General features: G+C 47.7%; 26 protein-coding genes. 23 read left to right on the top strand and 3 right to left on the bottom strand.

Translation table 11 applies throughout. The annotated features are described in order from the left end of the window. The first annotated feature begins 1 nt into the window (after position 1). The 11 genes from BLV22_RS07720 (at position 2) to BLV22_RS07670 (ending at position 9,780) form a co-directional block, all read left to right on the top strand. The gene (locus BLV22_RS07720) at positions 2–1,180 is read left to right on the top strand and encodes a diphosphate--fructose-6-phosphate 1-phosphotransferase (RefSeq protein WP_176967703.1); all 1,179 of its coding nucleotides are present in this window, start codon (positions 2–4) and stop codon (positions 1,178–1,180) included. Then, positions 1,152–1,886: a GntR family transcriptional regulator gene (locus BLV22_RS07715; RefSeq protein ID WP_091613523.1), complete on the top strand. Its 735-nt coding sequence runs from the start codon at positions 1,152–1,154 to the stop codon at positions 1,884–1,886. Before BLV22_RS07720 ends, BLV22_RS07715 begins: the two co-directional genes overlap by 29 nt. Before the next feature lie 14 nt (positions 1,887–1,900). After that, on the top strand, positions 1,901–2,794 hold the full coding sequence (locus BLV22_RS07710; protein WP_091613520.1) for a class II fructose-bisphosphate aldolase: 894 nt from the start codon (positions 1,901–1,903) through the stop codon (positions 2,792–2,794). Between the two features lie 16 nt (positions 2,795–2,810). Continuing rightward, positions 2,811–4,244 (top strand): aldehyde dehydrogenase family protein, encoded by a 1,434-nt coding sequence (locus tag BLV22_RS07705; RefSeq protein ID WP_091613518.1) that lies wholly within the window; start codon positions 2,811–2,813, stop codon positions 4,242–4,244. Positions 4,245–4,277: 33 nt separating this feature from the next. Continuing rightward, the gene (locus BLV22_RS07700; RefSeq protein WP_091613515.1) at positions 4,278–5,183 is read left to right on the top strand and encodes an AEC family transporter; all 906 of its coding nucleotides are present in this window, start codon (positions 4,278–4,280) and stop codon (positions 5,181–5,183) included. 15 nt (positions 5,184–5,198) lie between these two features. Next, positions 5,199–5,684 (top strand): hypothetical protein, encoded by a 486-nt coding sequence (locus BLV22_RS07695; RefSeq protein WP_091613512.1) that lies wholly within the window; start codon positions 5,199–5,201, stop codon positions 5,682–5,684. 700 nt (positions 5,685–6,384) lie between these two features. Next, a complete protein-coding gene (locus BLV22_RS07690; RefSeq protein WP_091613509.1) occupies positions 6,385–7,482 on the top strand; it encodes a sensor domain-containing diguanylate cyclase in 1,098 nt (365 codons plus the stop codon). Positions 7,483–7,515: 33 nt separating this feature from the next. After that, positions 7,516–7,767 (top strand): hypothetical protein, encoded by a 252-nt coding sequence (locus BLV22_RS07685; RefSeq protein WP_091613507.1) that lies wholly within the window; start codon positions 7,516–7,518, stop codon positions 7,765–7,767. A gap of 24 nt (positions 7,768–7,791) precedes the next feature. Further along, positions 7,792–8,640: a GNAT family N-acetyltransferase gene (locus tag BLV22_RS07680; protein WP_091613504.1), complete on the top strand. Its 849-nt coding sequence runs from the start codon at positions 7,792–7,794 to the stop codon at positions 8,638–8,640. 154 nt (positions 8,641–8,794) lie between these two features. Further along, positions 8,795–9,073, top strand: coding sequence for a hypothetical protein (locus BLV22_RS15180; RefSeq protein ID WP_245724049.1), 279 nt, complete (start codon positions 8,795–8,797; stop codon positions 9,071–9,073). Positions 9,074–9,120: 47 nt separating this feature from the next. After that, the gene (locus tag BLV22_RS07670) at positions 9,121–9,780 is read left to right on the top strand and encodes an SOS response-associated peptidase (RefSeq protein WP_091613502.1); all 660 of its coding nucleotides are present in this window, start codon (positions 9,121–9,123) and stop codon (positions 9,778–9,780) included. A 111-nt stretch (positions 9,781–9,891) separates the two neighbouring features. Here BLV22_RS07670 and BLV22_RS14805 read toward each other — a convergent pair whose 3' ends face one another. Both BLV22_RS14805 and BLV22_RS07665 read right to left on the bottom strand, forming a co-directional pair. After that, positions 9,892–10,155 carry a hypothetical protein gene (locus BLV22_RS14805; protein ID WP_143030967.1) on the bottom strand — a complete coding sequence of 88 codons (264 nt, stop codon included), beginning with the start codon at positions 10,153–10,155 and terminating at the stop codon, positions 9,892–9,894. Between the two features lie 15 nt (positions 10,156–10,170). Then, a complete protein-coding gene (locus BLV22_RS07665; RefSeq protein ID WP_091613499.1) occupies positions 10,171–11,025 on the bottom strand; it encodes a MurR/RpiR family transcriptional regulator in 855 nt (284 codons plus the stop codon). Positions 11,026–11,211: 186 nt separating this feature from the next. On the opposite strand from BLV22_RS07665, the gene BLV22_RS07660 reads away from it, so the two are divergent. The 9 genes from BLV22_RS07660 to BLV22_RS07625 all read left to right on the top strand — a co-directional run bounded on the left by BLV22_RS07660 (position 11,212) and on the right by BLV22_RS07625 (position 17,311). Continuing rightward, complete coding sequence (locus BLV22_RS07660) at positions 11,212–12,789, top strand: gluconokinase (protein WP_091613496.1); 1,578 nt, start codon at positions 11,212–11,214, stop codon at positions 12,787–12,789. Further along, on the top strand, positions 12,786–14,138 hold the full coding sequence (locus BLV22_RS07655; RefSeq protein ID WP_091613493.1) for a GntP family permease: 1,353 nt from the start codon (positions 12,786–12,788) through the stop codon (positions 14,136–14,138). Before BLV22_RS07660 ends, BLV22_RS07655 begins: the two co-directional genes overlap by 4 nt. A 22-nt stretch (positions 14,139–14,160) precedes the next feature. Then, positions 14,161–15,060: a phosphogluconate dehydrogenase (NAD(+)-dependent, decarboxylating) gene (gene gnd / locus BLV22_RS07650; protein WP_091613491.1), complete on the top strand. Its 900-nt coding sequence runs from the start codon at positions 14,161–14,163 to the stop codon at positions 15,058–15,060. Positions 15,061–15,196: 136 nt separating this feature from the next. Beyond that, positions 15,197–15,550, top strand: a complete 354-nt coding sequence (locus BLV22_RS07645) for a flagellar cap protein FliD N-terminal domain-containing protein (protein WP_091613489.1) — start codon at positions 15,197–15,199, stop codon at positions 15,548–15,550. Next, positions 15,459–15,713 carry a hypothetical protein gene (locus BLV22_RS14800; RefSeq protein ID WP_143030966.1) on the top strand — a complete coding sequence of 85 codons (255 nt, stop codon included), beginning with the start codon at positions 15,459–15,461 and terminating at the stop codon, positions 15,711–15,713. The genes BLV22_RS07645 and BLV22_RS14800 overlap by 92 nt, the downstream gene beginning before the upstream one ends. Then, positions 15,710–16,069, top strand: a complete 360-nt coding sequence (gene fliD, locus BLV22_RS07640; RefSeq protein WP_091613487.1) for a flagellar filament capping protein FliD — start codon at positions 15,710–15,712, stop codon at positions 16,067–16,069. The genes BLV22_RS14800 and fliD overlap by 4 nt, the downstream gene beginning before the upstream one ends. Positions 16,070–16,101: 32 nt before the next feature. Then, positions 16,102–16,440, top strand: a complete 339-nt coding sequence (gene fliS, locus BLV22_RS07635; RefSeq protein ID WP_091613484.1) for a flagellar export chaperone FliS — start codon at positions 16,102–16,104, stop codon at positions 16,438–16,440. Between the two features lie 56 nt (positions 16,441–16,496). Beyond that, a complete protein-coding gene (gene fliT / locus BLV22_RS07630) occupies positions 16,497–16,832 on the top strand; it encodes a flagellar protein FliT (protein ID WP_091613481.1) in 336 nt (111 codons plus the stop codon). 95 nt (positions 16,833–16,927) lie between these two features. Continuing rightward, entirely contained in the window at positions 16,928–17,311 is a 384-nt protein-coding gene (locus tag BLV22_RS07625) for a DUF8042 domain-containing protein (protein WP_176967702.1), read from the top strand. A gap of 30 nt (positions 17,312–17,341) precedes the next feature. Here the strand turns inward: BLV22_RS07625 and BLV22_RS07620 are convergent, their stop codons facing one another. After that, the gene (locus BLV22_RS07620; protein WP_091613475.1) at positions 17,342–18,364 is read right to left on the bottom strand and encodes a DUF6612 family protein; all 1,023 of its coding nucleotides are present in this window, start codon (positions 18,362–18,364) and stop codon (positions 17,342–17,344) included. Positions 18,365–18,890: 526 nt separating this feature from the next. Here BLV22_RS07620 and BLV22_RS07615 point away from each other — a divergent pair. From BLV22_RS07615 to secA, 3 genes are all read left to right on the top strand, one after another. Further along, a complete protein-coding gene (locus BLV22_RS07615; RefSeq protein ID WP_091613473.1) occupies positions 18,891–20,318 on the top strand; it encodes an NAD-dependent succinate-semialdehyde dehydrogenase in 1,428 nt (475 codons plus the stop codon). A 219-nt stretch (positions 20,319–20,537) separates the two neighbouring features. Then, on the top strand, positions 20,538–21,134 hold the full coding sequence (gene hpf / locus BLV22_RS07610; RefSeq protein ID WP_091613470.1) for a ribosome hibernation-promoting factor, HPF/YfiA family: 597 nt from the start codon (positions 20,538–20,540) through the stop codon (positions 21,132–21,134). Between the two features lie 254 nt (positions 21,135–21,388). After that, positions 21,389–23,881 carry a preprotein translocase subunit SecA gene (secA, locus tag BLV22_RS07605; protein WP_091613467.1) on the top strand — a complete coding sequence of 831 codons (2,493 nt, stop codon included), beginning with the start codon at positions 21,389–21,391 and terminating at the stop codon, positions 23,879–23,881. Positions 23,882–23,949 lie beyond the last annotated feature (68 nt).

The raw sequence follows: 23,949 nt of genomic DNA, 5'->3' as shown, positions 1-23,949 counted from the left end.
TATGAAAAAACGTATTGTAATAGGCCAGGCTGGAGGACCAACAGCTGTTATAAATGCCTCTTTAGCGAGTCTGACAGAGGCTTTAGCGCCAAAGCATGATGTGACTTTTGTATTGAATGGCTATGAGGGATTGGCAGAAGGTAATTTCTTAGAAGGAAATGCAAATTTGCTGGAGCGTATACAGATGTATAAAAATGTTCCGGGAGCTTGTTTAGGGTCTGGGCGTTTTATGAGCAGCATGGAAGTAATTGAAAAAATGTGCTGGCAATTGAAATACATCCAGGCTGATGCGCTGATTATGATTGGCGGAAATGGTACCATGCAAGCTTTGCATCTCATAGAGAAAGAATTGGCTAATATAGGCGCTGACCTACAATTAATAGGTATTCCCAAAACCGTAGACAATGATCTTGGAGGTACTGATCATTCACCTGGTTTTGGAAGTGCTGCCAGGTACGTGGCACACACAGTTGCAGATTCCAGCAGGGATTTAATGGCAATGAATAACTTTGAACAGGTAAGAATTTTGGAAACCATGGGAAGAAATTCGGGGTGGCTTGCTGGGGCATCGGGATTTTTCAAAGAATATGAAGAAGAAGGCCCCCACTTTATTGGACTTCCTGAAACATCTAATACGCATGAGCAATTATTTCAATCTGTGGAAGCTTCATTGAAGTCTCATGGCCAAGCATTGCTCGTAGTAAGTGAAGGCATGTTTTGGAAAGACAGTCTGAATGCCGAACACAAAAATGGGCGGGCTGTATTAGGAGGAGTTTCTGCTCAAATTAAATCCAGCTTAGAAGAATATTTTAAAATTAGTGCAAGAGCTGAGGTTTTGGGCATGAACCAGCGCTCTTCTTCCCTGTATGTTTCTGAATCAGATAAGCAGGAAGCTATAGAGATTGGTGTGAAAGCTGCTCATTTAATAAACGAAAATGTCAGTGGCCAGATGGTTTGTATAGAACGCATTAGTAATCTTCCTTATCATGTTAAAATAAATACTACTTCATTTAAAAACGTGATAAAAGAAGGGGAAAGAGCACTGCCGGAAAAATTCATTAATGACCGAAAGCGATATTATGAATGGCTTCGCCCATTAATAGGCGATACACTCTCTTACCCCCCTCCTTTAAGAAAGGAAGACAATATTTATGCCTCATCCATCGATAGACCAAAGTAAACCGGAAGCCCTTTATTTACAAGTGAAGAATGTATTAGTTGATAGAATAGACCGCCATATTTGGCAGGAAAATAACTTAATTCCAACCGAACAGGAGTTAATGAAAGAATTCGACGTCAGCCGGACAACTATTCGCCAAGCAATATCTATCCTGGTTCAAACGGGTGTTCTGGAAAGACGGCAAGGGAAGGGTACCATTGTAAAACCGCAAAAATTGGTTGGGAGTTTGGGAAGATTAAAAGGTTTTGCCGAAGAAGTTATTGAGAAAGGCCAAATACCAACTTCCCGATTAATTCGTGCTGAGTTTCGTGATGATTTGTATCACGAGAAAAGTATGTTGAAGGTAGGGGCTGAAGAAGAGATACTTTTGCTTGAACGTATACGTTTTGCAGATGATATTCCTGTAGCCTTAGAGCGCACGTGCTGGCCTAAAGATCTTGGTGAATTGTTGATGAATGAAGATTTAAACCAAGCCAAATATTACGAGATTTTAGAAAGGCATGGTATTTATCTAAAAAAAGCTAATGAAAGCATTATAGCTATCAATGCTACGATCGATGAGGCGGACTTGCTCGGTATTCGAGCAGGTGAAGCATTATTAAAAATGACCAGACTTAGTTTTGGCATACATGATCGTCCAATAGAGTATACAAAAACTAGATACCGAAGCGATCAATATCATTACGATATTGATTTAGAGCGGTAAGGAGGTCGAAGAAAATGGCATTTATTGATGGGAAAACTATGTTGGAACACGCATTTAAAAACAATTACGGGGTAGGAGCTTTTAGTGCTCATAATGTAGAAACCGTCCAGGCTATTATCGAAGCGGGGGAAGAAATGCAGGCCCCAATTATGATCCAAGTTGGTCAAAAAGTTATACAAACTGTAGGCTTAGAACCAATGAAATCATTGATCGACTGGTACGGCAAGGAAGCGAGTATACCAATTGCGATTCATCTTGATCACAGCCGTGAATTAAAACAGACAGCGCGGGCGATTCAATTGGGTTTTCAGTCCGTAATGTTTGATGGCTCTTCGCTGCCGGTCGAAGAAAACATTGAAAAAACTGCCCACATAGCGTTAATGGCAAAAGAATTAGGGATTGGTTCTGAAGGGGAAATAGGCAAAATAGGCGGTACGGAAGATGATATCACCGTAGATGAAAAAGATGCGCTTATTACTTCCGTCGAAGAAGCTAAAACGTTTGCTGAAGCTACAAATGTAGATTATTTAGCTATATCCATTGGTACCGCACACGGTATGTACCAGCAAATACCCAATATTCGATTTGAAAGATTAACAGAAATTGCTAAAGAAGTTTCCCGTCCTATTGTTCTTCACGGCGGATCCGATGTTCCAGACGATCAGGTAAGAAGAGCCGTTCAATTAGGGGTTTCAAAAATAAACGTAGACACAGAGCTCAGGCAGGCATTTATCAATGGCATGCGGGAGTATTGGAAAGACAATAATAACGACATTGTATTAGCAAATGCTACGCAGGCAGGCAAAGAGAAATTAAAAGAGAAGGTTGCAGAAAAAATTCGTGTATTTGAAAGTCAAAACTATGCGAAAGCTTTTTTTAAAGATGAAAAGGTAGTAACATTACGATGAATTGGGAGGTATTTTAATGCAAACCTTTGAACAGCAGAAAGAATTTGGGCTCTTTATTAATAACCAAAACAAGGTGACCGAACAAAAACTAAATGTTTTAGACAAATACAGCCTGGAGCCAATAGCACAAGTAGCTCATGCCGGCAAAAATGATGTTGAGGAAGCTGTCCAAGGCGCATTAGAAGCTTTTAAGATCCCCCTTAGTCCTTACGAGAGGTATCAAATACTGCAAAAAGCGGCCGCGAGGTTAAGGGAGGAGCAAGAAGCATTTGCCAACCTGCTGGTAAAAGAAGTAGGAAAGCCAATCAATGAAGCGCGGGGAGAGGTCTCCCGTTCAGCATTAACTTTAGAAATCGCCGCGGAAGAAGGGAAGCGTATAGCTGGAGAAGGGGTGCCCATTGAAGCAGCCCCAGGCTCTGAAAATAGAAGGGCCTATACTGTTCGGAAGCCGGTAGGCGTAATAGCAGCGATCACCCCTTTTAACGTGCCATTGAATTTAGTTTGCCATAAAATCGGGCCGGCATTAGCATCGGGCAACTGCGTGGTGTTGAAGCCTTCGGATGCTACTCCGCTGGTGGCTTTGAAATTAGCTGAAATATTTAAAAAAGCTGGATTGCCAAGTGGAAGACTCCAGGTGTTAACGGGGAACGGAGCAGAAATCGGAAACTGGCTTCTGGAAAATAATGAAGTGGATATGTTCACATTCACAGGCAGTACTAGCGTAGGGAAGTATATTAAGCAAAACGCGGGGCTTCGAAAAGTGACACTGGAACTTGGAAACAACTCGGCTTCTATTGTTCATCATGATACAAATATTCAGGCAGCTGCTAAAGCTGTGGCACAGAAAAGCTTTAATAATGCAGGGCAGGTTTGTATCTCTGTCCAAAGAGTTTTTGTCCACCAGTCTATTCATGATGAGTTTGTTCAGCATTTGCGGGCTGCAACTGAGAGTATACAAGTCGGTGACCCTGGAAAAGAAACTACTGATGTCGGTCCGATGATTTCAGAAGAAGCAGCACAACGTGTAGAAGATTGGGTAGAAGAAGCAGTACAGGAAGGGGCAAAGGTTCAAGTCGGAGGCCGTCGGAAGGAAGCTGTTTTTTATCCGACCGTGCTGACAAATGTTACTGAGAAAATGCGTGTTTCTTACGATGAAGTATTCGGGCCCGTAGTGTGCGTAGAGTCTTACACAGAGGAAGAAGAATCTATACAAAAAGTGAATAACTCTGACTATGGGCTGCAGGCAGGTATCTTTACGAACGATTTGAATTTTGCTCTGCAGGCAGCGGAAGAAATAGAAGTGGGCGGAGTAATTATCAATGATACGCCGGGCTATAGAGTGGACCATATGCCTTATGGAGGAGTGAAAAATAGCGGCACGGGTAAAGAAGGCCCGAAATATGCCATCGAAGAAATGACAGAGGAAAAGCTCATCGTCTGGAATAGATAAAAGTCATTTACTAATTAAGAAAGAAGATACAGTATGGACATTTTCAATATTGTCTGGCCAGTGATAGCAATTTTTGTGGCAGGCTTTACTGCTCAACGTTTTTTAAATATAGAATTGGCACCTTTGTCTACGTTTACAATTTATTTGCTGGTGCCGTTTCTTGCATTCAGAACGTTTTACCAGGAAGGCATTGATAAAGAAATTGTTTATTACGCAGTCTTTGTTGGTGCTTTATGTTTATTGCTGGTGCTCGTTGGTTATTGTTTTTCTTATTTTTGGCATAAAGATAAAGAAAAACACTACGGTTTTATTTTATCTTCGGCTTTTATGAATAATGGCAATTTTGGTGTCCCTTTAGTGTTGGCAATATTTGGAGATCAGGCTCTGAATATTGCCGTAATGCTAATGGTGCTGCAGCAACTATTAATGAGCTCGGTAGGAGTTTATTTTGCTGCGAAAGGATCACCCATTGAAGCTGCTAAAGGCTGGAGCGTGATTTGGAAAGTATTGAAGCTGCCCCTTTTATATGCAGCCCTTTTAGGCTTTATATTTAATATTACTTCTATCACACTGCCAAAGGAAATGACGGGCAGTATTAATTCGATAGCTGACGCAGCGATACCAGTCATAATGCTGCTTTTAGGTATGCAACTGGCAAATATATCTTTTGTTCATATAAACGTTTCGAGAATGATAAGTGCGGTATTAGTCAGATTAATCATTTCTCCTGCTGTAGCATGGCTGCTTGTGGTACTGCTTCCAGTAAACACTTTGACGGGAAATATTATGATAGTCATGGCTGCTGCGCCTTCAGCAGCGAATACCACTTTGTATGCTGTGCAGTTCCAAACAGATCCTCATCATGTATCGGCAGTTACTTTAATAACAACGCTCAGCAGCATTTTTACTATCCCCTTATTGCTTTTGTTATTGATTTAAGGAGAGCTGTAGTATATGTTCAACGCTATTCGAGTCATCTGGAAACAGACATTGACCTTAACAGGTTTCATTGCAGGAGTCAGTGTTTTTGGTTTATTAATACTAAACACGTTTAGTATGGAGAGCATTATATTTATTAAAGAACATTGGTATAAAGTTTCTGTAAGTATTTTGAAGATTATGGGCATGACTTTATGCTATAGCATTTTTCAATATTCTTTAGGGAATAAAAAATGTATAGTACCAGTTTCAGTGTCATTTTTATTTTTTTGTTTTAAAAAATCTGTAAAGGCTTCCATTATAGTATTGCTTTGCATAGTGCCAGGCTTTTTAATAGCAAAGTTTTTCGTGGATCCTGCAGGTCTCAGCACCTCTATTAGTTTAAATTATATTAATTTAATCAGCATAATTGCAGGCGTTGTGAGCCTATCATATTTGATCACGATTATTAAGCAGATTCCTTTGTTCAGAAAATGGAATACTTCAAGCTGGTATGAATAGCATTTAGCAATCGAAGGCTAGTAGGGTATTTTAATCCCCTTTAAGCTTATATAAATACAATCGGCAATCCGGGTAGTTCGGATGCCGCTTGTTAAATTTGTTATCCTAAATTCATTCACTTAAATTATTAACAACAAGTTTGTATACTCATTTGACATTTTCACAAATTCCTTCTATATTTATCGATATTGATGATGAAGGATATTTACAATCTGGACTGCACCGTCATTGAGGATCCCGTATCGCTTTCGCCTCTGGTCGTGCCGAAGGGGCGCTATCATAATGAAAGCGAACAATAACAACTTTTTTGTATAATGCTGTTAAGGCATGTCTGAGATAATTCATTCCGGAAAAGCTGATGCAGTAATCTTTTAAAAAAAGCCTGTCCTTTGAAATGGATAGGCTTTTTTGATTTTTTGACACTCTAGGAATATTCTCACGACAATGAACAGGTTTATACTCAGAGGAAATTGGTTATGAGAAATAATAATCCCTATGTTGATTGGAATACATATAATTAAACAACTTGTGTTAAAATATGGATATCAAATGATAATTATGAAAATGAATTCTTCATTGATTATATATACCTAAAACTTAAGGCGTGTGATAAAATGAGTCAATATTATGAAAGCCGTCGTGTGCGTACATAAATGTTTCTTAAAAATAGCTAGCGTTTATCAGCAGAGCGGGGGATAAAATGAAGCACAAGGAAATAACGCAGATTAAAACCCAGGAAGTGGCGAAGCGTGTCACTCTGTCGATGCTTGTTTTAGTTCCGGTATTTATGCTGGTGAATTTTTATGATGTGCTGTTTCTGGGCGCACCACTTGAAAGAGAAGGGCTGATTACAAGACTGCTTACCGGGCTGATGCTTCTGGCGCTGGTGCTTTGGGTAATATTTAAGCGCAGCGTGGAGCAGCAGGTGCAACGAAACTATTACCATGCTTTGTTTGACCAGCCGCTTTCCCCGGTGTTTCTTCTGAATGACAGCGGCTGCGTGATTGAAGTAAACGAAAAGCTGCTTGAAATGCTGAATAAAGAGCGTGATACAGTGATTGGTCTTTCAATGAAAGAATTAAACTTCACGGATCATGATCTGGTCGAAAAATATACAGACCGGGTTATGAGAGGGAATTCACAGCATTTTGAGGTGAACCTGCGGCGGCAGAACGGTTCGGTCATGGAGCTTGAAGTGATGGCAAGCCCGGTTTTTATGTATAAACGTATTATTGGCATGATCGGAATTATCCGGGACCGTTCCAAGCAGAATGCGAACGTCCGTAAGCTCGAACGTCTCGCGAATGTAGACGGATTAACAGGTCTGTCCAACCGGCGGGCGTTTAACGACGCCTTCGACAGGTACTGGACTGAAGGAATGGAACGCCAGTCTCCGCTTGCGGTAATGATGATTGATCTGGATGAATTTAAAAACTTCAATGATACGTACGGCCACCTCGAAGGTGATGAATGTCTAAAGCAGATTGCTGGGGCTATCCACAGGGTGTGCATGCGTTCCGGGGGGATGGCTTCCCGTTTCGGTGGAGAAGAGTTTGCGCTTCTGCTGCCTAAAACAAACAACAAGGAAGCCCAGGTGATCGCCCACGCGATAAGCGAAGAAGTAAGCAGGCTGAATATTCGTCATGAAACGTCGAGAGTGAGCCCGAAGGTGACGGTCAGTATCGGTGTGAACGTCATTGTACCAGCCCTGCACCGCCAGCGGGAGGACATGATGCTTAAAGCGGACCAGGCCCTCTATAACGCGAAAAGCAACGGGAAAAACATGGTGAAATTGTAACAGTTACCTGGGCAGAATAAAGAGGTGACAGAAATGGATGCCGGGCAGCAAAAAGCTGCAAATAAAAAATCAATATACGCAGGGCGCTTAAAGAAGGATTTCTTCGGCAGTGCCCTGCTTCTTTTAGTAACAATAATTCATTGGCTGTCGGCCGATTTCACGACGGGGACGTATTTGTTTTACGGAGTAGTTTATATGGTCATGGCAGTGGAGGACATTTATATTTACCGGAAAATGAAAGCAGAACAGAAATGGATAGAGAAGAGTATGCGGCATAAACTGTAGACGCCGGGAAGGGAGAAACGTCAGATGGAGCTTGCGATGCACCGGTTAACTGAGAACGATATCCCGTCACTTGTGGAACTGCCCCGGGAGGCCGGGTGGGACTACGATGAAGCAGAAATGAAGGCAGTGCTCGCTTCCGGAGTGGTATACGGTCATAAAACCCCGGAAGGCAAAGTAGTGTCCAGTTCGGCTGTAATTCGATACAAAGAAACGGCAACGCTCGGACTCGTTATTGTCCGGGAGGCCTGCCGCCAGCGGGGATTGGCGAGGGAAGCAGTGCAGGCGTGTCTGGATATTTTGCCGGCAGACACCGGAGTGATGCTGTTTGCTACTGAAGAAGGGAAGCCGTTATACCGGCAGCTCGGATTTGAAGAAGCAGGTACGGTGCACAAATATACCGCCCCGGGTCACGTGGGGAAGAAAAACAGCCCCGGTCAGCCTTATAACATAAAAGCGTATAAGGCTTCCGACTGGCAGAGCGTAAAACAGCTGGACCGCGAGGCGTTTGGGGATGACCGGGATGTCTTTTTGCATTACCGGCTTAACCAGGCACATCAGTGTCTTGTGTTAAAGGATGACCAAAATCATCTAATTGGCTTTGCTTTGTCGATCTGGCATGAAGGGCAGCTTCTGATTGGTCCAGTCACAGCTTCAGGTGGGAGAGAGGCAACTGCGTTAATCGAGCAGTTGATTGAGGCTCATCCGGCGAAAATCCGGATTGATCTTACCGCAGAAACCGGAATTATCACGGCCATGCTTGAGAAGTACGGCTTTGAAAAACAAAGCGAACCGCCTATGATGGCGCGTTACCCTAAGAATTTAGGCTCCCGGGACGGGGCCCTGTATGCTATTGCTTCACAGATCTTCGGGTAAGTGGTATGTCTTCCTTAAAAATAAGTTTTCATGAAGCCCGCTGCCTAAAACAGGATATCTGGTGCCAGATTATGTTACTTTATTAGGAGAGAAGTGCGGGGGCATGAACATTCGCCCAGCTTTTATTAATGGTGGGAACCGTGGGAGAGATATCATGATCAGTGGACCATTCACAACATCTATACTTCCAGGAGTCATAGCTCTCCTTTTCACGCTGGTGTTTGTGCTAAAAGGATGGGCACTCTGGGTAAAGCTGCTGCCGGGCATCGCACTTATGGCTGCAGCTATTTCGCTTTTTTATTACGGCTATATGCACGTTCGGGGGTTTGAGGGAGCATCGTATGGTATCCTGGGAGGCTTTTTAAGCCTCTATGCTGTTGTATGCTTCGTAATGGCCGGATGGGATTTGCGTAATAGTAATTTTTTTAAGTAGTAGGTTCTTTTTTCGGATACATAAGCTGTAAAAGGAGGTATCCTGTGATGTGTGGAAGATACACCCTGGTTAATTCCAGAGAGGCGTTGGAAAAGGCCTTTGGTGCAGCATTTCCGGAAGGGAACGAAAGCTACAACGTAGCGCCGTCACAGAAAGTGCTGGCGGTGGCCTCCTCCACTGAACAGACGAAAGCCGGCTGGCTGCAGTGGGGGTTGATCCCGTCCTGGGCAGATGATAAGAAAATCGGGCATAAAATGATCAACGCCCGGGCAGAAAGCGTTGATACCAAACCAGCATTCCGCCACCTGCTTGAACGCCGGCGCTGCCTGGTCATTGCCGATGGTTTCTATGAATGGGACCGGGAGGGAGGTACGAAGCAGCCGTACCGGATAACGGTTGACAACGAAGAACCATTTGCGTTCGCCGGCCTGTGGGACAGGTGGGAAGGCAAGGAAGAAACGATTACGTCCTGCACGATCATTACGACCGAAGCAAACGATTTAATGCAGAACATTCACCACCGGATGCCGGTTATTCTGGATGAAGAAGCACGAAAAACCTGGCTCGACCCGCATGAAACTGACAAACAAGTATTGAAATCACTGCTTCAGCCATTTGATGCTTCCCGGATGGCTATATATCCCGTAAGCACCGAAGTAAACAGCCCGAAACATAATCATGCCGCTTTAATCGAACGCAAGGGATAAAACAAACAGCCCGGCTTTTCCTGTGAAGAGGAGAAGCCGGGCTGTTTTTGTTTGAGGCCTGCGGAGCAGGTCAGTTAGGTGGTGAAAGTTACATTTCACCACCTAACTTCCTTAAAATAGGGTGGCTCCGCTTTTCTTATTGTCTAGTTTCGGTCCGCAGTCGCTCGTTCCGTTGACCCTGCCCTGCCTTCCTTGTTTAACAACAAGTGCAGGCAGGGCGTGGTCAGCCGTACGAGACTCCTGATCGGCGGACCTCCGCTTTTCCTGATGTCCAGCTCCGAGCGTTACCACCCGGGTCCATTCGCATTTTCCGCTCGTTTGCGACTTCGTCCCAAGCCGACTGAAAACGGCGAGCCGTCCCGGGTGGTGACCCAACGCTCACCGCTTTTCTTATAGCTTTTTTCTTGCGACGGCTTTGCGTATTTTGGCCACGGCTTCCTGGGCCTGGTCTTTCTTTTTGATGCAGTAATTCACGTAGAGGCCATCGAGTAGCGAGAGTTCGGCGAGCCTGGAGGCGAGCGCTTCGGAGCGGTATTCGGTTTCGCGGGAAATGGTCTGCAGCGTCAGGTCGGCCTTTTGGCTGATGGGCGTTTTTGCATAGCTTGTAATCGCGATGATGCGGGCGCCCTGTTCTTTGGCCACATCCATTGCTTCGAGGACGTCTTCATTGGCCCCGGAGTGAGAAATGACAATCGCGACGTCGTTTGGCTTTAGCTGGGACGCAGCCATTACCTGCCAGTGGGCATCGGTATAGGCGTGACTCGGGAGTCCGGTGCGCATAAACTTGTGCTGGCCGTCCTGGGCAGTGACGCCGGAGCCGCCGCTTCCATAGAAATGGAGCTCTGACGCTTCAAGCAGGTACTGCACCGCCTGGCGGACAGTGCTTTCATCAAGCACTTCCTGGGTGTAGGTGAGAGCATTTTTATTACTTTGAAATACCTTGGACATCACTTCTGCTTCGGTGTCGCTTTCCTGGATCGTTTCATGAATGTCTTCGATCGGTTCGATAATATCAGAAGCGAGCGCGATTTTCATCGCCTGATACCCTTTAAACCCGAGTCGCTTGCAGAAACGGAACACGGTGGCGTCTGCGAGGGAAAGCTGATCGGCTACCTGATTGATGGTCGAATGAACAATGGTTTCGGGGTTTTGCAGCATATAGTCGGCGATTTGCTTTTCTTTGTCACTAAAACTGTTGTACAGCGACTGGATCCGCTGACGGACGTGAGTCGTTTCGGTAGCCATGGGCATCCCTCCGGAGAAAAAAGTCTTATATTCATCATAAAGGAATAAATTTTACTTAGCTATTAAAATGCACGGAAAAAATTTTCTTAAAACGCTTGCATAGAATTTTATTTCACGTATAATAACGAATTGAGAAAAATATTTTCATCAATTGAAAGCGTTACCGAAAGCGAGGGAGTAAATGTTATGGCTGAATCACTTACAGCCGGCGTGGACATAGGTACAACGAGTACAAAAACGCTGGCGTACGATACAGACGGAAAGATCTGGGCGGAACGGGAGCTTGAATATCCAATTTATTCTCCGGACCCGGCCTGGAAGGAGCAGGACCCTTACGAAATTCTTCGCGCCGTCGAACAGACTCTCAAAAACGTCGTTGAAGACGTCGCCAAAGAAGGAAAACATATTGGAACGATTGGCTTCAGTGCAGCGATGCACAGCATACTTGCTGTAGATGAAAACGGCGAGCCGCTCACGCAGGCGCTCACATGGGCAGATCAGCGGTCGGTACACGAAACCGAAACAGTAAAAGCCGAAAACGGGCAGGATATTTTTGAACGGACCGGAACACCGATCCACCCAATGGCGCCGCTGACTAAAATTATGTGGTTTCAGAAGCACCGGGAAGAAATTGCCGGAAAGGCAGCGAAATGGATTTCAGTGAAAGAATTTCTGTTCCATAAATGGTTCGGGGAATACATCGTGGATTACTCCATCGCCTCAGCTTCAGGCCTTTTCAATATTCATAAAAAGCAGTGGGATGACAGAGCACTGGCGCTCGCCGGCATTACGGTAAGTCATTTGTCCACCCCGGTAAGCACCACGTACAAGCGAAGTGACTTACATAAAGACGTCTGCAAGCGTCTGCATCTGCAGGAAACGACAACAGTCGTCATCGGGGCAAGCGACGGAGTGCTCGCAAATGTCGGGTCCGGGGCACTTGAGGAAGGCGTGGTTGCCTGCTCGATTGGGACAAGCGGAGCGATACGCACGGTCATCGACCGGCCGTACACGGATCCGAAGGGACGGATATTCTGCTACGCGTTGACCGATGACCTGTGGGTGATCGGCGGCCCGATTAACAACGGCGGTATTGCGCTCCGCTGGATGCGGGACAAAATCATGCCGGATCTAAAGGAAGAGTGCCGCAAAAATGGTACAGATCCCTACGACGTGCTGACGGAGATGGCGGAGAGCGTGATGCCCGGTTCCGACGGTCTGCTGTTTCTGCCGTATATGACCGGAGAACGCGCTCCGTTCTGGAACAGCGATACGAAGGGAGTGTTCTTCGGGCTGACGCTGCATCACGGGCGCGAACAAATGATACGGAGTGTTATGGAAGGCGTCATGATGCAGATGTATGCCGTTGTCGTAGCACTGATTGAGGCCGGCATCAACATTAAGGAATTCCGTGCTAACGGCGGCTTCGCCCGTTCGGAGCTGTGGAAGCAGATGATGGCTGACATATTCGAAAGCGACATTGTCGTTCCGGACAGCCATCAGAGTGCCTGCTTCGGTGCTGCCTGGCTTGCCATGACAGCCACTGGGCAGAAGGAAAGCCTGGATACGATTCACGAACTGATCCCGATCGAAACACGGCAGTCACCGATTATGGACAACGTGACAGCGTACCGGGATTTAAAGCCGATTTTTCTACGGCTTGCACGCAATCTTCAATCTGAATTTTCCGCGATTGCCGACGTGCAGCGTGCACACGCAGAAGGCAGACGCACACTATCAACTGAAAAAGGAGAGATACTATGACTACTTCAGCACCGTGGCTCATTATTGTAGCCGTTTTAGCAATTGTTGCACTGTTATTTTTAGTTATGAAGACCAAGCTTCAAGCCTTTATCGCCTTGCTCCTCGTCAGCTTTCTCGTCGGTATCGCCGTCGGCATGCCGCCAGGTGAAATTATAACAACCATTGAAGAAGGGATGGGCGGCACCCTCGGATTTATTGCCGTCGTTATCGGCCTTGGGGCCATGTTCGGGGAAATGCTTCGGGTGTCCGGGGGCGCAGAACGTCTGGCGCTCACCCTCGTTGATAAATTTGGGGAAAAGAACGTCAGCTGGGCGCTTGCGCTTACAGGCTTTATCGTTTCAATTCCCGTCTTTTTGGATGTTGCACTTGTTATCTTAATTCCAATTGTGTACAGTCTTGTCCGTAAAACGAAAAAATCACTCGTGTACTACGGTATTCCGCTTGTAGCAGGTCTTGCCGTAACACACAGCTTTATTCCACCGACGCCGGGACCGATTTCGGTTGCTTCGATCATCGGCGCTGACCTCGGCTGGGTTATTCTGTTTGGTACAATTGCCGGCCTTCCGGCAGTAGCTATTGCCGGACCAATATTCGGGAAATACATGGCGAAAAAAATCGACGTTGGTGTTCCGGAATACATGATGGAGCAGATGAGAAACGTCGAGTACGACCGCGAGCTGCCAAGCTTCCGCAGTGTTCTCGCTATTATCCTTCTTCCGCTTGTGTTGATTTTGCTTAACACAGGGTCCGGGGTTTTCCTTGCAGAAGAAAGCACAGCTTATGAAATTCTGTCCTTTATCGGGGATCCATTCTTTGCACTTACCGTAGCGGCGCTTTTAACATTTTATGTGTTCGGTATTCGGCGGGGTTACTCGAAACAGGAAGTCCAGCAGATTACAACGAAAGCCCTCGAACCGGCCGGGATTATCATTCTTGTTACCGGTGCTGGTGGCGTATTCGGCGAAATGCTGATTCAGTCGGGTGTCGGCGACGTGCTTGCAAGCGCGATGGAAAACGCGAATATGCCGATTCTTGTCTTTGCCTTTATCACAGCTGTTCTTGTCCGTGTAGCCCAGGGCTCTGCGACCGTGGCCATGGTAACAGCCGCCGGCCTCGTAGCACCGCTGCTTGAGACATACGATGTCAGCGATGCAATGCTCGGACTAATCGTTATTACAATTGCTTCCGGTGCGACAGCCTTCTCCCACGTGAACGACTCCGGGTTCTGGCTGGTCAGCAGGTACTTCGGCCTGAATGAAAAACAAACGCTGCAGACATGGACCGTCATGGAAACTATTATCGGTTTTGTCGGTTTTGGTGTGGCCCTGATTTTAAGTATCTTCGTATAAATAGAAAAGAGGAGTGGAGAACATGAAAGCAGGAATTATTGGGTTAGGAAAAATGGGGTATAATATCGGCCTGCAGATGCTTGATAAAGATCATGACGTTGTTGCCTACGACCTGTCCGAAGAATTTCGCGAAAGTTTTAAAGGTGACGGCGGCAGCGCAGCCGCCTCCCTGCAGGAGCTGGTGTCTCAGCTTCCGAAGCCGCGTATCATCTGGGTGATGGTGCCGGCAGGGGACGCGACCGATCAAGTGCTCACCGAAACGGCTTCCTACCTTGATGAAGGAGACATTTTAATTGATGCCGGCAACTCCCACTACAAGCGGACGCTGGCTCATTATGAAGCGCTTGAGGCAAGAGGCGTTCACTTTTTCGACGTTGGCACAAGCGGCGGTATTTCCGGTGCCAGAAACGGGGCCTGCCTGATGATTGGCGGGCGCAAGGACATTTTCCCGGTGCTCGAACCGCTGATGGAAGACCTCTCAGTGGAGAACGGCTACCACTACACTGGGGAAGGCGGCAGCGCCCACTATTTAAAAATGGTGCATAACGGCATCGAGTACGGCATGATGGCCGCGATGGGCGAAGGGTTTGAACTGCTTGAAAAAGGACCGTTTGACTACGACTACGAGCAGGTTGCCCGCGTCTGGAACAACGGATCGGTCATCCGCGGCTGGCTGATGGAGCTGATGGAGGAAGCCTTCCGCGGCGATGCTAGGCTCGACGAGATCCGCGGCGTGATGCACTCATCCGGGGAAGGCAAGTGGAGCGTGGAGTCCGCGCTCGAATATGAGGCAACAACTCCGGTTATTGCGCTCTCTCTCATGATGCGCTACCGTTCGCAGGAAAACGACACCTTTAACGGCAAAGTAGTCGCTGCCCTACGCAAAGGCTTCGGCGGCCATGCCGTAGAAAAAAGTGAATAGCAATGTCCCAGAGGCCCGGATCGTATCCGGGTCTTTTTTCGTATTTTAGAAAAACTACGGCAAATGCTTCAACTGCCGTTTAATATTTCCGATAGTAACAGTAACGAAGAAAACGGCAGAAGGGAGCCTATCATTCATGCGAGTATCCGGGTTTGCTTCAGGAATGGATATTGACCAGACGGTGAAGGATTTAATGCGGGCGGAACGCCAGCCGATCAACAAGCTGAACCAGCAGAAACAGACGCTCGAGTGGCAGACGGAAATGTATCAGGATGTAAACAAACGGTTTTTTGATTTCCGGAACACGATTTTTGATTCGATTATGAAAAAGTCATCGATGACGGACCGCTCGGCCACGTCCACCAACGACAGCCGTGTGAGCGCTACGGCGTCAGCGGATGCGGGTAAATGCTACCTATTCGGTCAGCGAGGTCAAACAGCTGGCAAAATCAGCATCGCAGAGCAGCTCAGAACGGGCGGTCGGACCTGATTTTTCCGCTTCGGAAGCCATCGGCAGCCAGGCGTTTGCGGCCGGGAAAGAACCACAGTGGAGTGAAGGCGTGATTCAAAGCAAAACGATTAACGGTGACGGCGGTGCGTCCTATCCTACAGCGTGGAAGGCAGCAATCTTAAACAAAATACTGACGATATGATCGTGAAGGTAAGCGGAAAACAGCGCCAGGTGATTGAAGAAGACAGGGAAGGCGTTTACCGTCTGTTTGCTGCGAGCGGTTCAACTACTGAAGCACAGGGACTTGCCCGCCGGATGAGAGAAATGCTCGACAACGGGGTGTCCGCTCTTGCTGAACGGGCCGGGGGATACAAAGGCAAGCTGCTCCCGCACCAGTTTACGCTTGGGCGCAATATGGAAAACATTGACGACCGTATCGCCCAGTTTGAAGACCGGATGGTATCGGTGGAAAACCGGTATTACTGCCAGTTTACAGCGATGAGCCGGGCAAATTCGCAGTCCAACTACTTGATGCAATTTATGAACGGCGGTCAGTAACAACAGCACCTTCTTGAGGAGGAAGAAAACATATGAGTTTTAATCAGGCACAGGCAATGTACCAGCAGGCAATGCAGACCGCCTCGCCGGGGGAACTCACGCTTCTTTTATACAAAAGCTGCCTGAAATTTCTTCAAAAAGCGGAAAAAAGCGATGAACGAAGGAAAGGTCGAAAAAACAAGCTGATGATCCGGGCGCAGAACATTATCGGAGAGCTGATGATTACGATGAAAACGGACAGCGAGCTTTGCAGCAGCATGATGCAGATGTATGACTACATGTACCGCCGGCTGATTGAAGCGAACGTCAGTAATGATACGGAAGCTCTGCGGGAAGTGTACGGACTTGTCGAAGAGTTTCGCGACACATAGAAGCAGGCGATGCAAAAAGACCGGGAGAGCCGCTTCCGGGAAGGCGGCCGGACCTAATGAGTGTAATCCGTGAACTGTACGAAAAAGTGGCCCAGCCTATGCCGGGTAACGAACAGCCGAGGGATGAGTACATTGAGAGTGTGTATCTTTTCCCGCAGGCGCGGGACCGGCAGCTGAAAGGCCTTCCGCCTGTGGAGGAGTGGTCAGAGGCTGAGCGACAGCTCGGGGAAGAGACGGTCAAAATGAATCGTTATATTGACGGCCAGCTTGTCAATTGGAAACAGGTGATCCGTGAAGAGCTGCAGGGAACCCGTCAAAAGCGCCGTCACATGGGGAAATATGAACAAAGCAACGCAACGGCATCAGCGTATTTTTTCGACAGCAGAAACTAGTATACAAAACCTTCAGGCCCGGGCCTGAAGGTTTTTATGTGTATGGGCGCCGGGATTATGTTATAAACGGCTTAAAGGATAAAAAGGAGCAGGTAATGATGAGCGAACATCTCCGCCGGGCAGAAGCCACGTTTCTCGAGCAGTACAGCGACTGGCTGCAGATGGTGCAGGAAAGCATGGTACAGGTGACAGGATTTTACCGGGAAGGATTTGAAGAAAACGGCGACCGGCTGCTCGACAGCACGACCAGGGAATCCTCGCTGTTTTCCTCGCAGACGGTGACGATGTCATATCTGTTTGGCCAGGAGGAGGAATGGAAGCAGGATCTTGAAGCCTTTGAGCAGGCAACCGAAGAAGTGCGGAGCCTGATAGAGGCAGAAACGATGAGCAGTGCTGAAAAGATGCGCTACGTCGCTTCAATGTATATGCCGGTGCTTGAACGCTGGAAACTACGGGTGACAGCACTCGCACGCAAATAAACAGGCAGGGAGCCGGCTCCCTGCCTGTTTTTATTCGTCGCTGCCCTGTTCGGAAAGAGGTGGGAGGCCGAGCTTCTGCTCGATCGTCGGCAGAGAGCCGTGCTCGATAATCCAATTCGCCGGCTGACGGTCAGGATACATGAGCTCGGAAATACTCTGGCCTTCAATCTGGCTGAACCGCTCACCTTCCTCCCACTCCTGCAGATCTTCAAAGTTCAGCTCCTCCGCCGTAGCGACGACGTTGGAAGGCGCGCTGATTGTCTGCTCCTTGTTTACCTCATCATAGGCAAACGTGAGGGACTGGGTGGATGAAGCAGTTTGCGGACTCTGACTGTTATTCATGGCAATTTCAAAATCTGCCTGAATGCTTTTTGTCTGCATCGAGTCCTTATCGATGGTAATAGTGTAGACAGTATCTTTCAGGTTTCCGGCAAACAGCATGTCGTCAATTAAGCTGTCAAAGTCTTCATTGGTGAAGCCGACTGTGCTTTTAACGAGCTCACGCATTTGAGCGGAGCGGCCGCGCGCCTCAATCACATATTCCGACTCCTGTTCGTCCAGTTGAAAATCTGCAGCATAGGCCTCGATCAGCTCCAGCACAGCTGCCGGTTCGCCGATGGACTGGCTTGAAGCACTCAAATCGCCGGTGAATTCATCCGGATACTTGATCCATTCCTCTTCTGCAGAATCATACGTGAAAAAGCCTTCAGCCGTCAGGTAGCGCTCAATTTCCTTCGGCTCCTGTTCGGTCGTCTGCAGCGTCGAAGACTCATGGTAGACGAACGGGTCGGTGCCCACTTCCACGTGGGAGCTGAGTTCATTAGTAACTGGTTCTTCCTGGGCCGGGCCGATGGTCTGGTCCATGTTTATATCAATAGAATAACGGTTTAATTCCTGCATATAGTCGATACTTTCAGAAAGAACCTCATCAGAAGCCGGTTCCTCATCTGAAGATTGGTTTTCCGTGGGATCTGGTTCATTGTCAATGGATGAACATCCTATCGGAAGGACGAGACTTAAAGAAACGAGAAGTACGCCAAATGACTTCCTCATGGAACCTCCGACCTCCATCTAAAATTCATTTTACATATTTCCTAAGAATACCACACTTTTACACAAAAAAGAATAAGACCTCGTTCATGGTTGTCTTCCAACGCTCTCCAGAGAGGGGAAGCAGATATGGGCTGTGTGGAGGAAAAGCTCTATAAGCAGTAAGAGACCATAAGAAAGAAACCCGGCGGATGCCGGGCTTCTGGTGCCCGGGGCGGCCGCTTAGACAAGGGGAGCGGCGCCCGGGCGGACAGAACAGTGTGGGAGGTTGCTGCTGTCAAAGGTATAAGGGGAAATATGTAGAAGAGTAAGCAGCCAAAGTTCTGCTGCCTGGTACTATCATATTTCGCGGAGCGCCGGAATACAAGGGGATACGCACGTTTAGGCTTTATTTTGAAATAGGGGCGCCTGCCCGTGTCCTATTCTAAAATAGGAAGCGGCTTGATTTATGAATGAGCAGAATAATAATTGGAAATTGCGGGTATAGAACGAACGATGCACAATCCGCATGAAAGGGAGTAATAATTGTATGTTTGGAAAAATATATATTAACGGTGAATGGAAACAGGCAGATGAAGGCACCATTGACGTTGTAAACCCGGCCAACGGAGAAGTGGTGGGAGAGACGGCAAACGCAGGGGAAGCGGAAACAAAAGAAGCGATCAATGCTGCGCACGAAGCGTTTGATTCCTGGTCGAAGACGACCGCGTACGAGCGGGCAGACATTCTTCGCAAGATTCACGCCCTCATGATGGAGCGCCAGGATGAACTCGGCGAACTGCTGACAAAGGAAATGGGCAAACCGCTTGCGGAAGCCAAAGGGGAAGTGGCCTATGCGGCTTCTTTCATTGAATGGTACGCGGACGAAGCGAAACGGGTGTATGGTGAGACGATTCCTTCTAATTCGGAAAACAAGCGGCTGATGGTGATTCACCAGCCCGTCGGCGTGGTCGGCGCGATTACGCCGTGGAATTTTCCGCAGGCAATGATCACCCGTAAAGTAGGACCGGCCCTTGCCGCAGGCTGCACGATCGTGCTGAAGCCGGCAAAGAATACGCCCTTGTCTGCCGTGCGTTTCGTGGAAATATGTGAAGAAGCGGGCGTACCAAAAGGTGTGATTAACCTGGTGACCGGCCAGAGCTCATCGGCTATCGGCAATGAATTGATGTCGAACGAAAAAGTCCGGAAGGTCACCTTTACCGGATCCACCGAAGTCGGAAGCAGTTTGATGGAGCAGGGTGCTCAGGATATTAAAAAGCTGTCGCTTGAACTCGGCGGCCATGCGCCGGCACTCGTCCTCGACGATGCGGATATCGGCAAAGCGGTCAACGGCGTCGTGGCCTCGAAATTCCGTGCGTCCGGCCAGACGTGCATTTGCGTCAACCGTGTATATGCCGAGGAAAAGGTATACGAAGAGTTTGTCGAAAAATTTGCGGATGCATGCAAGGATCTGAAGGTCGGCGACGGCATGGACGAAGACGTGAAGGTCGGCCCGCTGATTGATAAAGACGCCTATGACAAAGTCGAGCGCCACGTGCAGGATGCCGTCGATAAAGGCGCGAAAGTTGTCACCGGCGGTAACGGTTATGAAAAGGATGGCGGCTACTACTTTGAACCGACCGTTCTCCGCGACGTCAACCATGACATGATCATTATGCACGAAGAAACATTTGGCCCGGTGGCACCGGTACAGAAAATTACAAGTGATGAAGAAGGCGTCAAGCTGGCGAATACCACGCCGTTCGGTCTTGCTTCGTACTTCTTTACCGAAAACATGTCCCGGGGCATGAAAATTGCCGAAGGACTCGAATATGGTATTGTCGGGTGGAATGACGGCGGCCCGTCCGCGGCCCAGGCCCCGTTTGGCGGCTGGAAGCAAAGCGGTATCGGACGCGAAGGCGGACATCAGGGCATCATGCCGTTTCTCGAAACAAAATATATTTCGATTGGATTATAATAAAAGGCTGAGCCGGACTGCTCCGGCGTGGCTTTTTTACATAATTCCCTGATTAAGTTAACGTTTACAATTAAAAGGGTTTTATCTGTTTCATAAGTCCTGAGACCCTATTGTTATGCCAGATTCTTTTCACTTTTTTAAAAAATTTTGTTGTTTGAAAAGGATTCCGCAAAAGGAATATAGAAAGTAGACACATAACGATAAGGAGGGGTTCACTTGATGAACTTTAACATTCGCGGGGAAAACTTAGAGGTGACTCCAGCTCTTCGAGGTTACGTAGAAAAGAAAGTGAGCAAGCTTGAACGTTACTTTGATACAACCCCTGTGGCGGACGTCCATGTGAACATGGAAGTTCAAAACAGCGAGAAAATTTTAGAAGTGACTATCCCTATGCCGCAGCTGCTCCTCCGTGCAGAAGAGACGCATACGGATATGTATGCGGCGATCGATCTTGCGACGGACAAGCTCGAACGGCAGATTCGAAAATATAAAACGAAAGTAAACCGCAAGTTCCGCCAGAACGGCAAAACATCGGAAGTATTTAAAACCAATATCGAAGAATTAAATGAAGAAATTGCCAATGGCGGGGTGAAAGAAGGTCCGCTAACTGATGAAGTGACAGAAGAGGACGACGGCCTTGAAATCGTCCGGACCAAACGGTTTAATTTAAAGCCGATGGATACGGAAGAAGCGATCCTTCAGATGGATATGCTCGGCCACAACTTTTTCGTCTTCGCTAATTCTGTCAGCGGTGATACCTCAGTCGTATACAAACGCCGTGACGGGCGCTACGGCCTGATTGAGCCGGAAGAATAATTATATGAGTCAACAAGTCCTGCGCGGGTAATGCGCAGGGCTTGTTTTAGTTTTTCCGGGAGCATGGGGTACTCGTTGTAACAATAGTGGAATACTGTTAAAATATACGGTGATGCTTAGAAATACAACGATTCATTTATATATGTAAAACTACAGATAAATCAGGCTTCGGGCCCTTATTAACAATTAAAACAACTATGCGCGTCAATCGTATTTCGGCTAGATGGTACGAAAGAGAGGACGATGATTAAACCATGAGAGGTTTATTGAAGAAAGTTATTGGAGATACAAATCAGAAATATGTAAAAAAACTGGAGAAAAAAGCGGAAAAAATAGAGGCTTTTTATGAAGATGTCCAGGTTTTAAGTGATGAGAACCTTGTCCGCAAGACAGAAGAATTTAAAGAACGCTATCAGCAGGGGGAAAAGCTTGAACAGCTGCTTCCGGAAGCCTATGCGGTTGTCGCAGAAGCGTCGACACGCGTACTCGGAATGACTCCTTTCCGCGTACAGCTGATGGGTGCCATCGTATTAAACGACGGCGACATTGCGGAAATGAAAACCGGGGAAGGGAAGACCCTGGTCGCGACCATGCCGGTCTACTTAAACGCCATTACCGGCAAAGGCGTGCACGTTGTTACCGTCAACGACTATCTGGCCAAGCGTGACAGCGAAACTTTAGGTGAGCTTTACCGGTTCCTTGGATTGACTGTCGGCCTGAATTTAAAAGACATGAGCAAAGAAGCGAAGCGGGAAGCCTATCTGGCTGACATCACATACGGGACCAATAATGAGTTCGGCTTTGACTATCTGCGGGACAATATGGTTCTTTACAAAGAACAAATGGTGCAGCGGCCGCTGCATTTTGCCCTCGTCGATGAAGTCGACTCGATTTTGATCGACGAAGCAAGAACGCCGCTGATTATTTCAGGATCGGTGGAGCAGTCGACCAAGCTTTACGCAGCGGCTAACGTATTTGTGAGCCGGCTGAAGGAAGAGCGGGATTACACGATTGATGAAAAAACCAAAACAGTGCTTTTGACTGATGAAGGTGTTACCCGGGCGGAAAAAGCGTTTCAAATAGAGAATTTGTATGATCAGCAGCACGTGCAGCTGCTGCACCATATCAATCAGGGATTAAAAGCCCATGTGACAATGCACCGGGACGAGGACTATGTAGTGCAGGACGGCAAAGTGGTCATCGTGGACCAGTTTACCGGACGTTTGATGGCCGGCCGCCGCTACAGTGAAGGCCTCCACCAGGCCATTGAAGCGAAAGAAGGCATGCGGGTGCAGAAGGAAAGCATGACGCTCGCATCGATTACGTTCCAGAACTACTTCCGGATGTATCAGAAGCTTGCCGGGATGACCGGTACAGCGAAAACGGAAGAAGAAGAATTCCGCAATATTTACGGCACGGACGTTATTTCGATACCGACAAACAAACCGGTTGTCCGCGAAGACAAATCTGATTTGATCTTTAAGACCCGGGAAGCAAAATATAGGGCTGCAGCCGAAAAGATCGCTGAATTGTACGAAACCGGTCAGCCCGTGCTTGTCGGCACGGTGAACGTGGATACTTCAGAGCTGATATCACGGTATTTGAAAAAGAAAAACGTGCCGCACAGTATCCTGAACGCGAAAAATCATGAAAATGAAGCGAAAATCATTGAAAATGCCGGCCAGCACGGTGCTGTCACCATTGCGACCAATATGGCTGGGCGCGGTACCGACATCAAGCTTGGGGACGGAGTAGCGGACCTCGGCGGGCTGTTTGTCATCGGCACCGAACGGCACGAAAGCCGCCGGATTGACAATCAGCTCCGCGGTCGTGCCGGACGTCAGGGAGACCCGGGTGCTTCCCAGTTTTATCTGTCCATGGAGGATGAGCTGATGCGCCGGTTCGGATCCGACAACATGCGCGGCATGATGGAGCGACTCGGCATGGATGAAGATCAGCCGATCGAGAGCAAGCTGGTCACCCGGGCAGTGGAACAGTCACAAAAGCGGGTGGAAGGCGCCAACTACGACTCACGGAAGCAGATTCTGCAGTACGATGATGTCATGCGTGAACAGCGTGATATTATTTACGCCCAGCGGATGGAAGTGCTCGAGTCGGACAACCTGCGTGACATTGTGCTCCGGATGCTTGAGTCTACGGTGAAAAATATCGTTGCAGCCTATACGCCGGTGGAACAGGTGCCGGAGGACTGGGACCTGGAGGGCATGCTTCATTACCTGAACACGACCGTGCTGAATGAAGGCGACTTGACAGAGCAGGACGTTAAAGGTCTTGAACAGGAAGAAGTTATCGAAAAGGTATGGGAAACGGCAAAAGGTAACTACGAAGCAAAAGAGCAGGAATTTGACGAAGAATCCATGCGTGAATTCGAAAAAGTGCTGCTCCTCCGGTCGGTGGACCGGAAGTGGATGAACCATATCGATCAGATGGACCAGCTCCGCCAGGGTATTCACCTGCGGGCTTACGGCCAGAATGATCCGCTTCGTGAATACAAATTCGAAGGCTTTAACATGTTTGAAGATATGGTTGCGTCGATTGAAGAAGAAGTAGCTACGTACGTAATCAAATCGGAAGTGAACGAAGAAAACCTGCAGCGTCAGGAAGTCGCTAAAGGAAAAGCAGTACGCCAGGACGAACAGGAAGCAGAAGAAGAGCAGCCGAAAAACAAAAAGAAAACAGCGCCGACAAACGGCAACCGGAAGATGCCGGTACCGAACAAACGGTAATAAGAAACGAAAACGGCAGGGACAAGCCCCGAAGTGCTTAGCTTCGGGCTTTTTCCTTGCCACCTACA

It is taken from the genome of Marinococcus luteus (genome assembly GCF_900106595.1).
Classification (GTDB): domain Bacteria; phylum Bacillota; class Bacilli; order Bacillales; family Marinococcaceae; genus Marinococcus; species Marinococcus luteus.
The sequence above is the reverse complement of the archived record's forward strand: the minus strand, read 5'-3'. Positions and strand labels throughout refer to the sequence as shown.

Bases quoted from the DNA above. Each gene is read 5' to 3' on its own strand.
- BLV22_RS07720 (WP_176967703.1), top strand. From the start codon at position 2: ATGAAAAAACGTATTGTAATAGGCCAGGCTGGAGGACCAACAGCTGTT.
- BLV22_RS07715 (WP_091613523.1), top strand. From the start codon at position 1,152: ATGCCTCATCCATCGATAGACCAAAGTAAACCGGAAGCCCTTTATTTA.
- BLV22_RS07710 (WP_091613520.1), top strand. From the start codon at position 1,901: ATGGCATTTATTGATGGGAAAACTATGTTGGAACACGCATTTAAAAAC.
- BLV22_RS07705 (WP_091613518.1), top strand. From the start codon at position 2,811: ATGCAAACCTTTGAACAGCAGAAAGAATTTGGGCTCTTTATTAATAAC.
- BLV22_RS07700 (WP_091613515.1), top strand. From the start codon at position 4,278: ATGGACATTTTCAATATTGTCTGGCCAGTGATAGCAATTTTTGTGGCA.
- BLV22_RS07695 (WP_091613512.1), top strand. From the start codon at position 5,199: ATGTTCAACGCTATTCGAGTCATCTGGAAACAGACATTGACCTTAACA.
- BLV22_RS07690 (WP_091613509.1), top strand. From the start codon at position 6,385: ATGAAGCACAAGGAAATAACGCAGATTAAAACCCAGGAAGTGGCGAAG.
- BLV22_RS07685 (WP_091613507.1), top strand. From the start codon at position 7,516: ATGGATGCCGGGCAGCAAAAAGCTGCAAATAAAAAATCAATATACGCA.
- BLV22_RS07680 (WP_091613504.1), top strand. From the start codon at position 7,792: ATGGAGCTTGCGATGCACCGGTTAACTGAGAACGATATCCCGTCACTT.
- BLV22_RS15180 (WP_245724049.1), top strand. From the start codon at position 8,795: ATGATCAGTGGACCATTCACAACATCTATACTTCCAGGAGTCATAGCT.
- BLV22_RS07670 (WP_091613502.1), top strand. From the start codon at position 9,121: ATGTGTGGAAGATACACCCTGGTTAATTCCAGAGAGGCGTTGGAAAAG.
- BLV22_RS07665 (WP_091613499.1), bottom strand. From the start codon at position 11,025: ATGGCTACCGAAACGACTCACGTCCGTCAGCGGATCCAGTCGCTGTAC.
- BLV22_RS07660 (WP_091613496.1), top strand. From the start codon at position 11,212: ATGGCTGAATCACTTACAGCCGGCGTGGACATAGGTACAACGAGTACA.
- BLV22_RS07655 (WP_091613493.1), top strand. From the start codon at position 12,786: ATGACTACTTCAGCACCGTGGCTCATTATTGTAGCCGTTTTAGCAATT.
- gnd (WP_091613491.1), top strand. From the start codon at position 14,161: ATGAAAGCAGGAATTATTGGGTTAGGAAAAATGGGGTATAATATCGGC.
- BLV22_RS07645 (WP_091613489.1), top strand. From the start codon at position 15,197: ATGCGAGTATCCGGGTTTGCTTCAGGAATGGATATTGACCAGACGGTG.
- BLV22_RS14800 (WP_143030966.1), top strand. From the start codon at position 15,459: ATGCGGGTAAATGCTACCTATTCGGTCAGCGAGGTCAAACAGCTGGCA.
- fliD (WP_091613487.1), top strand. From the start codon at position 15,710: ATGATCGTGAAGGTAAGCGGAAAACAGCGCCAGGTGATTGAAGAAGAC.
- fliS (WP_091613484.1), top strand. From the start codon at position 16,102: ATGAGTTTTAATCAGGCACAGGCAATGTACCAGCAGGCAATGCAGACC.
- fliT (WP_091613481.1), top strand. From the start codon at position 16,497: ATGAGTGTAATCCGTGAACTGTACGAAAAAGTGGCCCAGCCTATGCCG.
- BLV22_RS07625 (WP_176967702.1), top strand. From the start codon at position 16,928: ATGATGAGCGAACATCTCCGCCGGGCAGAAGCCACGTTTCTCGAGCAG.
- BLV22_RS07620 (WP_091613475.1), bottom strand. From the start codon at position 18,364: ATGAGGAAGTCATTTGGCGTACTTCTCGTTTCTTTAAGTCTCGTCCTT.
- BLV22_RS07615 (WP_091613473.1), top strand. From the start codon at position 18,891: ATGTTTGGAAAAATATATATTAACGGTGAATGGAAACAGGCAGATGAA.
- hpf (WP_091613470.1), top strand. From the start codon at position 20,538: ATGAACTTTAACATTCGCGGGGAAAACTTAGAGGTGACTCCAGCTCTT.
- secA (WP_091613467.1), top strand. From the start codon at position 21,389: ATGAGAGGTTTATTGAAGAAAGTTATTGGAGATACAAATCAGAAATAT.